Raw genomic sequence first — 13,892 nt, forward strand, 5'->3', positions numbered from 1 at the left:
CACTTCACTTCACTTCGTCGGTCGGACATCGGACGGAGCAGGGGTCTTGCTGTCGGTGACGTTCAGCGCGTCGAAATCGACCAGCCCGCTGTCCTCAAGGACCGTGATGTGGTCCAGGACCGTGGTGTTGGCGGACGTGGCGAGGGCGCGGACCTTGGAGTTCTTGGTCTGCGCCCGGATCTGGGCGAGGAGCGCGAACACTTTTCCGTGCGCTCGGCGCAACAGCTGGACGAACAGTCGTTCGTACTCGTCCCCCTGAGCGCGGGTCAGCTGGTCGAGCCATCCCCGCTGCTGCTCGGAGGGCTGATTGGGCAGGTCGATCCCGAGGGCCTGACCGACCTGGATGACCTGCCGGTCCAGGTCGGTGTGGCCCGTCACCAGGTGCTCTCCGGCGGTCCGTATCGCAGGCCGCGTTCCGCGCTGCTGGGCCTGTCGCCCGGCGGGCAGCTCCCACAGGCCGGCGAGCCGTACCTTGCGTACGAAGTCCCGGTCCGCGGGGGTCAGCGGTCCGTACGCCGTACTCAGGATCCCCAGACCGTCGTCGTCGCCGGCCGGCACTCCCGACGCGGCCGCCGCTCGCCCGCTGAACTTGTCGACGGGGATGAGCAGCGCGACCAGCGTGAGGACGAGAGCGGTGATGACGAAGCCGGTTCCGACCGTGTACTTCGTGGCCACCGACAAGCTGCTGAGGGGCCGTCGGAATGACAGCACAGGGCCTCCTTGGTCCTAGGGCCGGGAGGGGTAGCGGGGCCGGAGGTTCCGCACGTGCTGTGCGGTGCACACCCGCATTCCCGGGGTGTGACGGGACGCTAGTGCCACGTGTGGTGCCCCGACGGGAGGACCATCACTATTGGATAAACATCCGGGCAAGCCCCCGGAGGGCTGATATCTTGCCGCGTTCGCAGGTGTCGTCACGCTTGCCCCCCGCGTCCCCGGCCTGCCGGGCCGATCTACGGCGAAGTCACCGATAACCGCCCCGAGTTGAGCGGTCGCTGACAGGATCGGCGCACCGATCCAGGGGGGTCCCATGCGTATCCGTGTGCTCTTGCACGCCGGTGTCACCGTTACCACCGTCATCGCCGTGCTGCTCACCGGCTGCGGCTCGACTCCGGCCGAGGAACTGGAGGACTGGTACTCCTCCGGAGGCGAAGCCCAGATCAGAACGCTCGCCGACGCCTCGGCCAGGGTCAACGAAGTGAGCATGCGCACGATCGACGTCCAGGGGACGGCGTGCCAGGAACTCCTGACCCATGTGGCCAAGGCCGAAAAGTTCGACCCCGTGCCGGACGAGGTCGCCCAGAGTTCCTGGAAGAAGGCCCTCGCTGCCTTCAGGCACGGGTCCTCCGAATGCACCGCCGGAGCCGGGAAGCAGGACGAGACCCAGGTCGGCCAGGGCGTCCGGGAGGTCCAGACCGATGGCATCCGCAGCCTCGCGGACACCACCTCGCGGATCAGGGCCGCCATCAAGGCCAAGTAACAAAGGCCAAGTGGTGCCGGTATCACCGCCGATGCCCCCGGGGCTCCTCCAGGGGCCGGCCGACCGAGGGCCTCTTCCCCGTCGCCGGCAGGTTCGCCGCCTACGGCTGGCTGGGCGCCCCCCACGTCGACGACGTGCTGACGCTCCATGGATCATCCACCGGCTCGTGGAACGCCCGCTGAGCCGCGTGCTGCGCGGCAGCCTGCGCCGCGGACTCCAGGACATCCGGTCGGACACCCCGGCCCGACCGGCTCTCTCCCGGCTCCCCGCCCGGCCCTCCGCGCCCGAAGCGGAACGCATTCCCTCCCTCCGCTGACTCGCGGCTGGTGCCCGTGGAGGAACTTGCCGCTTGACGGCAGGCCCTGAGCCGGCCGGAGGAGGCCTGTCTCCCTCGCCCGGGGGAGCGGGTCCCTCCGTGCGGAGGATGCTGCGGACCGGGACGAGCTGGAAGTTTGAAGGCAGCGGGCGAACGCCCGACTCCCTTCTCTCTGTGGAGGATTGACCATGCGCAAGCGCACCACCTGCGTCGCACTCGTCACCGCGGCCGTGGCGCTGGTAGTCGGAACCGCCGGCGGCGCCGCGGCGGCGCCCGTACCCGTGCCCGCCGAGCAACTCGCCCTGCGCAGCTGGACCCTGCTCAACGAGCACGGCCCGGGCGCCAACCCCGGCGAGCGGCTCACCGCCTGGGTTGACGCCCGGACCGTCGACGGCCGCACCCGCGGGCACGCCGTCGTCCAGCACGTGTTCATCGGGAAGGGCACCGTTCGGGTCGAGTTCGACGTCGATTGCCTGACCTCCGACGGTGGCGCCGTCACCGTTACCGGGCCGGTCGCCACGGCCACCGCCACCCCGGCCGACGGCCGGCCGCCGACCACCGGGCCGGCCGGCTGGCACCCCGAGACCGGGCTCACCTTCTACCCGGCCGACGAGCACGGCGAGCGCCGGGTCGGCTGGGCCGGCGCCGACCTGCTGGACCCGAGCAAGCCCGCCCGGGCCACCAAGTGCACCCCGCTCCCGGCCGACCTCTGGGTCATCGAAGGCCGGACCGTCGTCCACGAGTGACGCCCAGGACCTCCGTACGCCGCATGGAGGTCAGCCGACCGACGCCATCAGGGACGTACGGGCGCGGGCCACGCGCGAGCGGACGGTGCCGATCGGGCAGCCGATGGCCGTGGCCGCCTCCGCGTACGGGAGGCCGAGGAGCTGGGTGAGGACGAAGGCCTCCCGGCGTTCGGACGGTATCGCCTCCAGCAGCTCCGCCAGGGCGATGCCGTCCTCGAAGCCGGGGACGCCGTACGGCTGGGCCTGCTCGGCGGCCGTCTGCCAGTCGTGCCGGTCCGAGAGTCTGGGCCGCGCGGCGGCGTGCCGCAGGCTGTCCACGACGGTGCGCCGGGCGATGGACAGGAGCCAGGTGCGTGCCGAGGACCGGCCTTCGAACCGGTGGAGGCCGGCGAGCGCGCGGAGGAACACGTCCTGGGTGAGGTCGTCGGCGGCCTGGGTGTCGGCGCTGAGGTAGGCCACGTACCGCCAGACGTCGCGGTGGAGCGCGCGGACGAAGCGGTCGGCCTTCGCGGGGTCGCCGTCGCGGGCGGCGAGTGCCAGTCGGGTCACCGCCGCGTCCGAGCCGGGAGTGTGCCGGGACGGCCTTTCGCCGACGGGACGGTTCTGGGTGGTCAGGGCAGGAGTCATCGCCAAAGGTCCTTACGGGCAAGGGGTGTCCGGCGCCGCCGAAGCGGGGCCGGTGAGGGGGTTACGGCCTGCCGGAGGGCATGGCCGATGCCCGAGGCGCGAAGTGCGTGCGAGAGCGCAGCCGCCGACGCGTGCTCGGGGAACCGGCTGTCAGAGGACAGCGGTTCCCTTCGGCGGACCCCGTGAAGTGATGGCGTGTACGAGGAAGAGCCGCTGCGGCGCGCGGCGTCGGCGCGGGCGGCGTACGCGGACGCGCGGCCGGAGCCCGGCCGCGGGCGGGCACAGGAGCAGGCGCAGCGGAGTCCAGAGCCATCCGGCGACGGCGCGCACGACGCGGAAGACGGCCCGCTCTCCGTGCGCGAGCCACAGACCGCACAGCACGGCGGCCAGCAGGTGGGCGGTCAGCATCCCGCCGGTTGACATGCCGGCCGCCCCATGGCCGACATCCGCCAGGGGTCCGGCACTTGGAACGCCCGGGACGGTGTGCGCCATCTCGTGCGCGGCGTGGTGTACGTGGGCAGCCGCCTCCGGTACGGGGGAAACGGGCGGCAGGAACGGAAGGGACGGCTGGACGAGGGACTGGGCCAGGGAGAAACCTGCGTGCAGCGCGGCCTGGACGGCGACGGCCGCGGCGGTGACGGCGAGCAGCCCGCGCTCCCGGCCGGACAGCGCCCAGGCCGTTGCCGCCGTGGCGGCGAACGCGGCGGACAGCGCCCACCAAGGCACCGGCGTACCCGACATGAGGATGTGGCCGGTGGCCGTGAGCAGCACGCACACGGCTGCGAACATCGCAGCCCGTACGGCTCGGAACAGGAGGCCTGGCGTCATTGCGGGCTCATCCTCGCACCAGCTTTCCGAGCCGCGCACCAGGGTGCGCACTTCCGGACAACTTCCCGTGTGGTGCAGGGCACAACGGAGCCGGGGAACCGATCCGCCGCGCCTCCCGACTGCCTACCCGGCCCGTCGAAGGGTTCAACATCCGGGGAACGGAGACTTCTGTGGCGGCGGAGAGGACGGCGACCGTGTCGCCTGCGGGGAGGGCGGACGGCGAGCCGGGCCGCCCGCTGACGGCGCTGCTCACCTGCGCCATGGCGTTCTCGATGCTGCAGTTGTTCCTGCTCGGTGCGCTGGGGCCGCGCCTGGTCGGCGAGTCGGTGGTGTCGCCCGCGGTGCTGGGGCTGACGACCACGGTCGGTTTCGGGACCGCCGCGGTACTGTCCCCGGCGGGCGGCCGGATCGTGGACCGCATCGGTCCGCGCCGCTCCCTGGTGGTCCTGCTGCTGCTCTCCGCCGTGGCGCTCGCCCTCATCGGCGCCGCGCCCGGCCCCGGGGTGCTGCTGGCCGCCGTCGCGCTGGGTGGCGTACCGCAGGCGTTGGCCAACCCCGCCACGAACAAAGCCGTCCTGCGCGCGGTCGCGCCCTCGCGGCGCGGCGCGGTGACGGGACTCAAGCAGTCCGGTGTCCAACTCGGCGCCTTCGCCGCCGGATTGCCGCTGGCCGCGCTCGCGGGCGGGATCGGCTGGCGGGGCGCCCTGTGGACGGGGGCGGGTGCGGCCGCGCTCGCCGGGCTGTGGGCGCTGCGCGCACTGCCGGCCGACCCTCCGCCGCCCGCCGCGGGCCCCCGTACCTCGCTCGTGCCGCGGGGCATGGTGGCCTGGCTCGCGGTCTTCTCGCTGTTCCTCGGTGCCGGGATCGCCTCCGTCAACACCTATCTCGCCCTGTTCGGCGCGCAGCGCCTCGGTATGGGCCCGACGGCGGCAGGCGCTCTGGTCGCCGTCCTGGGGGTGGCGGGGATCGCGGGCCGGGTGGGGTGGTCGAGGGCGGCCCGGCCCGGGCGCGCCGAGTGGCTGCCGGGATGGCTCGCGTGCGGTGCGCTGGGTGCGGCGGCTCTGCTGGGAGGCGCTCTCGTCGCGAGTCCGCTGGTGTGGGCCGGCGCGGTCGCCGTCGGCGTGTTCGCCGTGTCCGGCAACGCCGTCTCGATGGTGCTCGTCATGCAGCGGGCCCTGCCCGGCCGGGCCGGACAGGACTCGGCGCTGGTCGCGGCCGGTTTCTTCGCCGGATTCGCGGTGGGGCCGCCCCTGTTCGGCCTGCTCGCGCAGAGCGGACGGTACGGGCCGGGCTGGCTGCTGGTGGCGGCGGAGTTCGCGGCGGCGGGAGCCGTCGCGTTCTTCTGGGCCGTACGGGACGGGCAGGACGGGCAGGACGAGAGCGACGGGCGGGCGGGGCACGACGGGCACCGTCGGCGGGAAGAGGCGTCGTGAGCGCCACGAGGTCCGAGGACTGGGCCGGCCGCGCGCTGGCCGCCGTCATCGAACGGGTCGCGGTGACCGCGGCGGAAGTGGGCACGCGCTTCCCCCTGTACGCCGAGCCCGCCGACGGGCGGTGGACGACCACCGGCCGTGGTTCGTGGACCGGCGGGTTCTGGGCCGGTCTGCTGTGGCTGCGCGCGCGGTACACCGGTGAAGCCGCCGACCGGCGCGCCGCCGCCGCGTGCACGGCCCGGCTCGCGCCGTGGGCGGACGCCGACACCGCCACCCGCGGGCTGATCCTCTGGTACGGGACCTCCCCGGCCGGGGACGACGCCGAAGCCGCCGCCCTGCGCGAGCGGGCGGCCCGGGCCTGCCTGTCGGCCTACGACCCCGGACTAGGGCTGCTGCCCTGGGGGAACGCGCTGGGCGGGCCGCGCCTGCTGGCCCGCGTGGACGGCGTGCCCGGTACGGTGCCCCTCCTGGCCGGCGCCGGGCCGCACGGCGCGGCGGCGGCAGCTGCCCATCTCCACCGACACCTGGAACTCTGCCTCGGCGCGGGCGGTGCGCGGCGGCCGTGGCTGCGGCCCGCCTGGCGCTTCGACGAGGCCGCGGGCTGGCAGCCCTGCGAGGATCCGCCGCCAGGCTGGAGCCGCGGGGCGGCCTGGCTGCTCCTCGCGGTGGCCGACGCCCTGCTGCTCCCGGACATGGCGAGGACCGGTTCCGCCCGGCTCGACGGGGCGGCCCGGCAACTCCTGTCGCGCGGAGGGGGCCTGGCCGGACCGCTCGTACCTCCCGCCGACGCGTCCCGGCCGGACGGGCCCCTCGACACCTCGGCCGCCGCGATCACCGCGGTCGCCCTGCTGAAGCTCGCGCGCGTGCCCGGCCCGAGGTCGGCGGCGTACTCGGACCGGGCCGAGGCGATCCTGCGCCGCCTCGCGCGGGACCATCTCACGGGCCCCGGCCCCGGCCGCCCGGCCGGGATGCTGCTGGACGGCTGCTACGACGCCGGGAAGGAGCCGGGCGTCCGGCACGAACTCGTCTGGGGCGACTTCTTCCTGGCGCTCGGGCTGGCCGCGCTGGCCGGAGTCGTCGACATCACCCGCGTGTAGGACCTGGCCCGGAGGGTTCCCCGCCTCCGTATCCGCGCAGGACGCGCCGGGCCACGGAGGTGATGTGGAGCTCGTCCGGGCCGTCGAGGATGCGGGCCGCCCGGCCGGTACGCAAGAGCGCCGGCAGCGGGGTGTCCGGACCGAGCCCGGCGGCGCCGTGCACCTGGATGGCGCAGTCCGCGACCTGCTGGAGCATGCGGGCGGCGGCGACCTTGGCCAGCCCCACCTCCGTGCGGGCGTCCTGCCCCGAGCCGACCAGGGCCACCGCCTCGTGCACCAGCGGCCGGGTGGTCCGCAGCGCGAGCAGGGCGTCGAAGACGTGCTGCTGGACCAGTTGGTGGTCGGCGAGCGGTCCCCGCGATCCGCGCCGGGTGGCGGCCCGTTCACACATGAGGTCGAAGGCGCGCTGGGCCTGGCCGAGCCAGCGCAGACACCGCAGCGTACGGCCGAGCTGGAGCCGCTCGCCCGCGATGGTGAGGGCGCTGCCGGGCTCGCCGAGCAGGTGGTCCGCGGGCACCGGGACCCGGTCGAGCGCGATCTCGTACTGGCCCGCCGCGCCGAGCACGGGAAGCTCGCGGACCACCCGGAAGCCGGGGGAGCGGGTGGGCACCAGCAGCAGGGACAGCCCCCCGCGGTCTCCTGCGGTCCCCTCCGTACGGGCCATGACGGTCACCAGGTCGGCGCCCGCGGCGCCCGAGGTGAACCATTTGCGGCCGGTGACGACCCAGCTGCCGTCCGGCCGGCGCTCCGCCCGGGTGCCCGTCAGGAAGGGGTCGGTGCCCGGGACGTCCGGCTCGGTCATGGCATAGCAGGTACGCAACTCCCCGGCGACCAGGGGCTTCAGGTACTCCTCGCGGACCCGCGTCCCCCCGTGCCGCGCCAGCATCGTCACATCGAGCAGGGGCGCGGACCCCAGCGCGGCGGGCCCGTGATCACTGGCGCCCTCGGCCTCGGCCAGCTCGGCGTACGCCCCGAAGGACAGCCCGCCACCGCCCAGTTCCACGGGGAGCGGCAGCGCCCAGAGCTCCTCGTCCCGGGCGCGGCGGCGCAGTCCGGCCAGCGCCGCGGCCGCCTCGGGGCCGCCCGCGTCCAGTACGGACTCCAGCGGGATCACCCGGGTACGGACGAACCGGTCGATCCTCGCTCTCAACTCAACTTCCTCGATGGCGCGTTGCGCGCGGGGGGAGTGGTGGGCCGGGTCCGGTGCTGTCACTGCTCTCTCCTCGTTCCCGCTCATTCCCGGGAACTCATGGGAACGGCTGTCCGACTGTCTGTCCGTGGAACTGGTCGGGTGCGGACGCTCCCGGGTTCCCCGCGATCCGTAAGACCCGGGCGACGGCCACCGCCGCGCCAGGAGAGGAGAGGCATGGCGTCACCAGCCACCACGCAGACGGTCCGGCCGCTCGACACACTGCGCTTCGACACCTCGGGGCCGCCGCAGATCACGAGCGTCGCCGCCGACCACCTGCGCCTGCTCGGCGCGCGAACGGACCACCCCGGCGGGGGACACGGCGCCGCCGGCATCACGCTCACCGGCGGGGACTTCGCGCCGGCCCGCGCGCTCGCCACCTGGGCGCGTCCCGCGAGCGGACTCGCCGACGAGGCCATGGTGCAGGCCGCCACCGGCATCATGGCCGTGCACGGCCGCAGGGACGGCGGCCCGCGCGGCCTGGCCGTCGACTTCGCCGCCACGGCCACCGCCGTCCTGGCGGTGCAGGGGCTGCTCGCGGGCCTGGTGGGCCAGGCCCGAGGCGGCCCGGCCGCCCAGGTGACCACCAGCGCGGACCGGGCGGGGCTGCTCGCGGTGTCCCAGTACCTCGCCGCCGCCGGGGCCGACGAAGGGGAGGCCTGCGAACTCGCGCCGGGAGGACCCCCGTTCACCTCCGCCGAGGGCCTCGTCTTCGAGCTGGAGACGCTCGACCCCGGTGCCTGGGCCGCGTTCTGGCGGGACCTGAAGGCACCCGCCGATGCGATGCGGGCGGGCTGGCGGCCCTTCCAGTTCCGGTACGCGACCGCCTGCGCCCCCTTCCCGCAGGCCCTGCACGCGGTGACGCGGGCCCACGGCTGGGCACGGATCCGTCAGGCCGCGGCCCTCTCCGGTGCCGAGGTGTGCGTCCTCGGCAGCCTCGCGGAACGGGCCGGCGAACACGACGGCGCCGCGCCCTGGTCCCTGGTCCCGCTGGGTTCCGGGCCCCTGATCAGCAGGCCGGGTCCGTTCTCCCCCGGCCGGCCACTGGCCGGACTCACCGTGCTGGAGGCCGGCCGCCGCATCCAGGCACCGCTCGCCGCCCACCTGCTCGGACTGCTCGGCGCCGAGGTGATCCGGATCGAGCCGCCGGGCGGGGACCCGCTGCGCGGCATGCCCCCGGCCTGCTCCGGAACCTCGGCCCGCTGGCTCGCCCTCAACCGCGGCAAGCAGGCCGTCGAGATCGACATCAAGGCGGAGGCGGACCGGGACCGGCTGCGGGAGCTCGCGGCGACGGCCGATGTGTTCCTGCACAACTGGGCGCCGGGCAAGGCCGCCGAACTCGGCCTCGACGCGGACGACCTCGCACGGGTCAATCCGGCGCTGGTGTACGCGTACACCAGCGGATGGGCCGACCGGCTCCGGGACGCCCCGATGGGCACCGACTTCATGGTCCAGGCCCGCACCGGCGTCGGCGAAGCCGTCCGCCCCGAAGACGAGCCCGCGGCCCCTTCGCTGATGACCCTGCTCGACGTACTCGGCGGGCTGCACGGCGCCGAGGCCGTACTCGCCGGGCTCCTGCTGCGCGAGCGCACCGGCCGCGGCGCACGGGTGGACTCCTCCCTGCTCGGCGCCGCCGACACGCTGACCGCCCCCGCCCTGCGCCGGGCGGCCCGGGGTGAGAACCCCCGTGGCCCGGCCGGATTCCGCCGACCGCTGCCGACGGCCGACGGCTGGATCGCCCCCGCCGACGTCTGTGCCCCCGCGGCCGCCGCGTACGACCTGCGCGCGCTGGCGACCGACGAAGCCCTGCGGCAGCTGCGCGACCACGGACTGACGGCGACCGCCGTCACCACCGACCTGTCCGAACTGCACCACGACCCGCGTTTCGCCGGCTCGATCAGCCGCGACGCGCACGGTGCCCCCGCAGTTCCCGACCCCTGGAGCTTCGCGTGACTGTCGCACTGCACGACCTGCTGCCCGCCGCACTGCGCCGGTCCTGGGTGGTCGACGGCACCTGCCCGGACCTCGATCTCTACAGCCTCTTCCGGGCCCGCCAGATCGCCGACCTGCACCGGACCGCCGTCCTCGACGCCAAGGGCGCACTCTGCTACACCGCGCTGGACCGCAAGGCGCGATGTCTGGCCGCCGGCCTCGAAGAACTCGGCATCGGCCCGGGCGACGTGGTCGGCGTACAGCTCCCCAACGACCGCGGCGCCGTCATCGCCGATCTGGCGCTGGCCGCCCTCGGGGCGGTCGCGCTCCCGTTCCCCGTCGGCCGCAGTGCCCTGGAGGCCGAGTGCCTGCTGCGCCGGGCCGAGGCGGTCGCCGTCATCGCCGCGACCGAGCACCGTGGTTCCCGGCACGCGGCGGATCTGGCGGTCCTCGCGGGAGCGCTGCCGTCTCTCCGCCATGTCGTCGCCGCGGGCCCCGGTACCGCACCTGAAGAAACGATTCCGCTGGCGCGGCTGATGCGCTCCGACCCCAGCGGATTCGTCCCCGCCCGGCCCGACCCCGACAGCGCGGCCCGCATCCTCGTCTCGTCCGGCTCGGAAGCCGAGCCGAAGATGATCGCGTACTCGCACAATGCGCTGGCCGGCGGGCGGGGGAACTTCCTCGCCTCCCTCATCCCCGACCGGATCCCGCCGCGCTGCCTCTTCCTCGTACCGCTGGCCTCCGCCTTCGGGTCCAACGGCACCGCCGTCACGCTCGCCCGGCACGGCGGGACCCTCGTCCTGCTCGACCACTTCAGCGCGGAGGCGGCGATCGCGGCGGTACGCGAACACGAGCCGACCCACGTCCTGGGCGTTCCCACCATGGTCCGCATGATGCTCGAACGCCTCGACGAGACGGGCGAGGAGCTGCCCGCGCCCACCGCGCTGATCCTCGGCGGGGCCCCGCTCGACGAGACCACGGCCGCCGCCGCGGCGCAGGCGTTCGGCTGTCCCGTCGTGAACCTCTACGGTTCCGCCGACGGGGTCAACTGCCATACGGGGCTGGGCCGCATGGTCCCGCCCACCGACGGCTCGGGCGTGGTCGCGGGCCACCCCGACCCCCGGGTCGCCACGATCCGCATCGCCGACCCCGACACCCACGAGCCGCTGGCCGAGGGAGACATCGGGGAGATCATCTCGCGCGGCCCGATGACCCCGCTCTGCTACGTGGGCGCCCCCGACCTGGACGCCCGGTACCGGACGCCCGACGGCTGGGTCCGCACCGGCGACCTCGGCTATCTCGACGCGGACAGCGTCCTGCACGTCGTCGGCCGGCTCAAGGACATCGTGATCCGCGGCGGCGCCAACATCAGCCCCGCCGAGGTGGAGCGCGAGCTCACGGCGCACCCCCAGGTCCGGGACGTGGTCTGCGTCGGCGTCCCCGACCCGCTGATGGGGGAGCGGCTGGCGGCCTGCGTGGTGGCGCGGGGCGGGCGGCCCCCCACCCTCGCCTCGCTCGGCGACCACCTGACAGGGCGCGGGCTGGAGCGGCGCAAACACCCCGAGCGGCTCCTCGTACTCGACGAGCTGCCTCTGACGGCGGCCGGCAAGCCGGACCGGGCGGCGCTGCGCGAGCGCCTGGCGGAAAGCCTGACGGAGAACTTGACGGAGCGCCTGACCGAGGTCCCGGCCGCGCGCCTGACCGAGAGTCTGCCGCAGCATCGCAAGGGCGCGGGCGCCTCGGCCCCGCTCGCACAGGCGGGATGACAGCGGGGCCCGGCGGCTTCATGCCGCCGGGCCCCTTCCCGCCCTGCCGTCCGCTCAGGAGGCGGCCATGGCCTTCTTCAGCTCGGCAGCCGCGTTGCGGTAGACCGGCAGCAGGTCGAGGTCCTCACCCGGGTAGTTGACGATCTTCACCTGCCTGGCGCCCGAATCGGGCAGGACCGTGCCGGTGGACATGTGCGCGTTGTCCAGTACGAGCGCCGGCTTCTTCGCGGAGAGCTCGGCGAGCTGCGCCGGGGTCACGGCCTCGGGCCCGTACGTGCCCACCACGGTGGCGCCCGAGAGCTTCGCCGACCACGCGGTGAAGACCTGGGCCACCACGGAGGGGCTCTTGCCGCCGGGCCAGGCGGCCTGGAGTTCCTGGTTCAGCTTCGCGTATTCGGTGTCGAAGCCGGACTTCCACGTGGCGGCCGCGTTCTCGGTGCCGAACAGCTTGCCCAGTTTGTCGACCTCGGCGTTCACCTTGCCGGGGTCGTTGTCCAGGTTCACCTCGACCAGCTTCGCCTTGGAACCGGCCGCCTCCTTGATCTTCGCGGCGTACGGCTCGAAGGGCGCGTACAGCACGAAGTCGGCCTCGGCCACGGCGGCGAGGTCGGAGGGCTTCGGGTCGTAGTCCGGCGCGTGATGCACGGACTGCGGCACGATGACCTTGATGTCCTCGGCTCCGGCCGCCTTCGCGAGGGCGCCCTCCCAGGTGGTGGTGACGACCACGACCGGCTTCCCGTCGTGCTGCTGCTTGCCGTCCTTGGACGAGGCGTCACTCCCGCAGCCGGCGGCCAGGAAGAGTGCCGTGCTCAGTGCGAGGAGGGAAGGGATACGGACGCGGGTGCGCGCCATGAGCTGATTCTCCGTTCGGGTATGAGATGGACGGCGAGGACCAGTACCCCCGCCGTCAGGACGAGGACCGGCCCCGGCGGCCAGTCCAGCCACAGGGCCAGGAGGAACCCCGTCAGGTTCACCGCGACACCGATGCCGACCGCCCACAGGGTGATCGACCTCAGCGAGCTGCCGAGGCGGCGCGCGGCGAGTGCGGGCAGCAGGGTCAGGGCGTCGACGAGCAGAGCGCCGGTGAGTTTGATCGCCCCGGCGACCGCGACGGCGACCAGTACCAGGAGCGCCGCGGTCAGTGCCCGCACCGGGACCCCGGAGCACTGCGCGAGCTCACGGTCGTACAGCAGCAGGGCGATCTCGCGCCGCCGCCACCAGAACAGGGCGGGTACGACGACGGCCAGTACGCCCAGCACCACGAGGTCGGCCGTGCCCACCGACAGGATCGAACCCCACAACAGGGCGAAGGCGCCGGAGGCGTTGACCCCCGACACGGCCAGGACGAGCAGCGCGGCGGCGATGGCCAGGCTCATCAGCAAGCCCATCGCCCCCGACAGCCCGTCCGGAGTGCGGGCGAGCGGCGCCACGCCCGCACCGGCCAGGGCGCAGGCCACCAGCGCGCACAGCATGGGATCGAGTCCGGTGAGCAGGCCGACGGCGATGCCCAGCAGCGCGACGTGCATCATCGCGAACCGGACCGGCATGATGTCGAGCCCGACGATGACCACTCCGATGACCGGCAGGCCGATCGCGGCCAGCAGCAGGGCCAAGCCGGCCCGCTGCACGGACAGCAGGTGGAGGAGCGTGCCGAGATCGGCGGTGGCGAGGGTCACCGGACCTCCCGCAGCCGGCCCGCGGCCATCTCCACTACGCGGTCGCAGCGTTCGGCCAGCGCGCGGTCGTGCGTCACCACGACGAGCGTCACCGGCAGGGAGGCCAGGACGTCCGCGGCCTCCGACTGGCCGTCGAAGTCGAGGGCGGCGGTGGGCTCGTCGGCCAGGAGCACCTGGGCGCCGGCGGCCACGCAGCCGATCGCCCGGGCCAGGTACATGCGCTGCAACTGCCCGCCGGACAGGGTGTGCAGGGGCCGCTCGGTCAGCGGACCCACCCCCAGCCGGCCCGCGGCCTCGGCCGCCTCCGCCGGAGCGCCGCCGGCGGCCAGCAGTTCGGCGCCGAGGAGGGGGAAGCGGCCGGCGGCGGGTTTCTGCGGGATCCAGGCGCAGGCCCGGCGCCGCCACGCCCACTCGGCGGGCGAGCGGGCGTCCCGGCCGCCGACCAGGATCGAGCCCGTCACCTGGCGGTGCAGGCCGAGGACGGCGCGCAGGAGCGTGGTCTTGCCCGAGCCGTTGGTCCCGGTCAGTGCCACGCGTTCACCGGCTGCGATCTCCAGATCCACGTCGGCGACGGCCTCCACCCGGCCGTGCCGGCAGGCGACCTCCCGCATGCGTACATCCAGCCCGCCCATCACACGCCTCTCGATCGTCCGCCGCCGCGTGGGAAGACGACGTTCCGTCTCCCACGCGGCAGTAGTCGGATGCCGGGGGGCTGGGGTTCCCGCCGAGCGGAAACCGTTTCCGTACGGGTTGCAGCCGGACGGCCTGCTCGACCACTCGCAGGAGGTGGTACGGCCGCGTGCGG

At 74.3% G+C, this 13,892-nt stretch carries 14 protein-coding genes; 7 read left to right on the forward strand and 7 right to left on the reverse strand.

What is annotated here, in order from left to right:
- Positions 1-9: 9 nt before the first annotated feature.
- Positions 10-675: a DUF4142 domain-containing protein gene (locus OG737_RS27450; protein WP_405922100.1), complete on the reverse strand. Its 666-nt coding sequence runs from the start codon at positions 673-675 to the stop codon at positions 10-12.
- A 352-nt stretch (positions 676-1,027) separates the two neighbouring features.
- On the opposite strand from OG737_RS27450, the gene OG737_RS27455 reads away from it, so the two are divergent.
- From OG737_RS27455 to OG737_RS27465, 3 genes are all read left to right on the forward strand, one after another.
- Positions 1,028-1,477: a hypothetical protein gene (locus tag OG737_RS27455; RefSeq protein ID WP_328928893.1), complete on the forward strand. Its 450-nt coding sequence runs from the start codon at positions 1,028-1,030 to the stop codon at positions 1,475-1,477.
- A 166-nt stretch (positions 1,478-1,643) separates the two neighbouring features.
- Positions 1,644-1,793, forward strand: coding sequence for a hypothetical protein (locus tag OG737_RS27460; RefSeq protein WP_405922101.1), 150 nt, complete (start codon positions 1,644-1,646; stop codon positions 1,791-1,793).
- 188 nt (positions 1,794-1,981) lie between these two features.
- On the forward strand, positions 1,982-2,539 hold the full coding sequence (locus tag OG737_RS27465) for a hypothetical protein (protein ID WP_328928895.1): 558 nt from the start codon (positions 1,982-1,984) through the stop codon (positions 2,537-2,539).
- A gap of 30 nt (positions 2,540-2,569) precedes the next feature.
- On the opposite strand, the gene OG737_RS27470 is transcribed toward OG737_RS27465, so the two are convergent.
- Both OG737_RS27470 and OG737_RS27475 read right to left on the reverse strand, forming a co-directional pair.
- Positions 2,570-3,166 carry a sigma-70 family RNA polymerase sigma factor gene (locus OG737_RS27470; RefSeq protein WP_328928896.1) on the reverse strand — a complete coding sequence of 199 codons (597 nt, stop codon included), beginning with the start codon at positions 3,164-3,166 and terminating at the stop codon, positions 2,570-2,572.
- 150 nt (positions 3,167-3,316) lie between these two features.
- Positions 3,317-3,994 carry a hypothetical protein gene (locus tag OG737_RS27475; protein WP_328928897.1) on the reverse strand — a complete coding sequence of 226 codons (678 nt, stop codon included), beginning with the start codon at positions 3,992-3,994 and terminating at the stop codon, positions 3,317-3,319.
- Between the two features lie 260 nt (positions 3,995-4,254).
- Here OG737_RS27475 and OG737_RS27480 point away from each other — a divergent pair, with 260 nt between their 5' ends.
- Entirely contained in the window at positions 4,255-5,427 is a 1,173-nt protein-coding gene (locus OG737_RS27480; protein WP_405681315.1) for an MFS transporter, read from the forward strand.
- A complete protein-coding gene (locus tag OG737_RS27485; RefSeq protein ID WP_328928899.1) occupies positions 5,424-6,524 on the forward strand; it encodes a sugar ABC transporter permease in 1,101 nt (366 codons plus the stop codon). The genes OG737_RS27480 and OG737_RS27485 overlap by 4 nt, the downstream gene beginning before the upstream one ends.
- Here OG737_RS27485 and OG737_RS27490 read toward each other — a convergent pair.
- Positions 6,511-7,689, reverse strand: a complete 1,179-nt coding sequence (locus tag OG737_RS27490; protein ID WP_328930490.1) for an acyl-CoA dehydrogenase family protein — start codon at positions 7,687-7,689, stop codon at positions 6,511-6,513. The genes OG737_RS27485 and OG737_RS27490 overlap by 14 nt on opposite strands.
- A gap of 201 nt (positions 7,690-7,890) precedes the next feature.
- On the opposite strand from OG737_RS27490, the gene OG737_RS27495 reads away from it, so the two are divergent.
- Positions 7,891-9,666, forward strand: coding sequence for a CoA transferase (locus OG737_RS27495; protein ID WP_328928900.1), 1,776 nt, complete (start codon positions 7,891-7,893; stop codon positions 9,664-9,666).
- A complete protein-coding gene (locus OG737_RS27500) occupies positions 9,663-11,411 on the forward strand; it encodes a class I adenylate-forming enzyme family protein (RefSeq protein ID WP_328928901.1) in 1,749 nt (582 codons plus the stop codon). The genes OG737_RS27495 and OG737_RS27500 overlap by 4 nt, the downstream gene beginning before the upstream one ends.
- 54 nt (positions 11,412-11,465) lie before the next feature.
- On the opposite strand, the gene OG737_RS27505 is transcribed toward OG737_RS27500, so the two are convergent.
- The 3 genes from OG737_RS27505 to OG737_RS27515 are packed head-to-tail and all read right to left on the reverse strand — an operon-like array spanning position 11,466 to position 13,719.
- Positions 11,466-12,263, reverse strand: coding sequence for a metal ABC transporter solute-binding protein, Zn/Mn family (locus OG737_RS27505; protein ID WP_328928902.1), 798 nt, complete (start codon positions 12,261-12,263; stop codon positions 11,466-11,468).
- On the reverse strand, positions 12,221-13,087 hold the full coding sequence (locus tag OG737_RS27510; RefSeq protein ID WP_328928903.1) for a metal ABC transporter permease: 867 nt from the start codon (positions 13,085-13,087) through the stop codon (positions 12,221-12,223). The genes OG737_RS27505 and OG737_RS27510 overlap by 43 nt, the downstream gene beginning before the upstream one ends.
- On the reverse strand, positions 13,084-13,719 hold the full coding sequence (locus OG737_RS27515; protein ID WP_328928904.1) for an ATP-binding cassette domain-containing protein: 636 nt from the start codon (positions 13,717-13,719) through the stop codon (positions 13,084-13,086). The genes OG737_RS27510 and OG737_RS27515 overlap by 4 nt, the downstream gene beginning before the upstream one ends.
- Positions 13,720-13,892: the final 173 nt, after the last annotated feature.

Origin of the sequence: Streptomyces sp. NBC_00122 (assembly GCF_045160845.1) — a bacterium.
In the GTDB taxonomy this organism is placed as follows: Bacteria; Actinomycetota; Actinomycetes; order Streptomycetales; family Streptomycetaceae; genus Streptomyces.

Coding starts and splice junctions, on each gene's coding strand:
- OG737_RS27475 (WP_328928897.1), bottom strand. CDS start 3,994: ATGACGCCAGGCCTCCTGTTCCGAGCCGTACGGGCTGCGATGTTCGCA.
- OG737_RS27465 (WP_328928895.1), top strand. CDS start 1,982: ATGCGCAAGCGCACCACCTGCGTCGCACTCGTCACCGCGGCCGTGGCG.
- OG737_RS27515 (WP_328928904.1), bottom strand. CDS start 13,719: ATGGGCGGGCTGGATGTACGCATGCGGGAGGTCGCCTGCCGGCACGGC.
- OG737_RS27455 (WP_328928893.1), top strand. CDS start 1,028: ATGCGTATCCGTGTGCTCTTGCACGCCGGTGTCACCGTTACCACCGTC.
- OG737_RS27505 (WP_328928902.1), bottom strand. CDS start 12,263: ATGGCGCGCACCCGCGTCCGTATCCCTTCCCTCCTCGCACTGAGCACG.
- OG737_RS27470 (WP_328928896.1), bottom strand. CDS start 3,166: ATGACTCCTGCCCTGACCACCCAGAACCGTCCCGTCGGCGAAAGGCCG.
- OG737_RS27495 (WP_328928900.1), top strand. CDS start 7,891: ATGGCGTCACCAGCCACCACGCAGACGGTCCGGCCGCTCGACACACTG.
- OG737_RS27480 (WP_405681315.1), top strand. CDS start 4,255: ATGGCGTTCTCGATGCTGCAGTTGTTCCTGCTCGGTGCGCTGGGGCCG.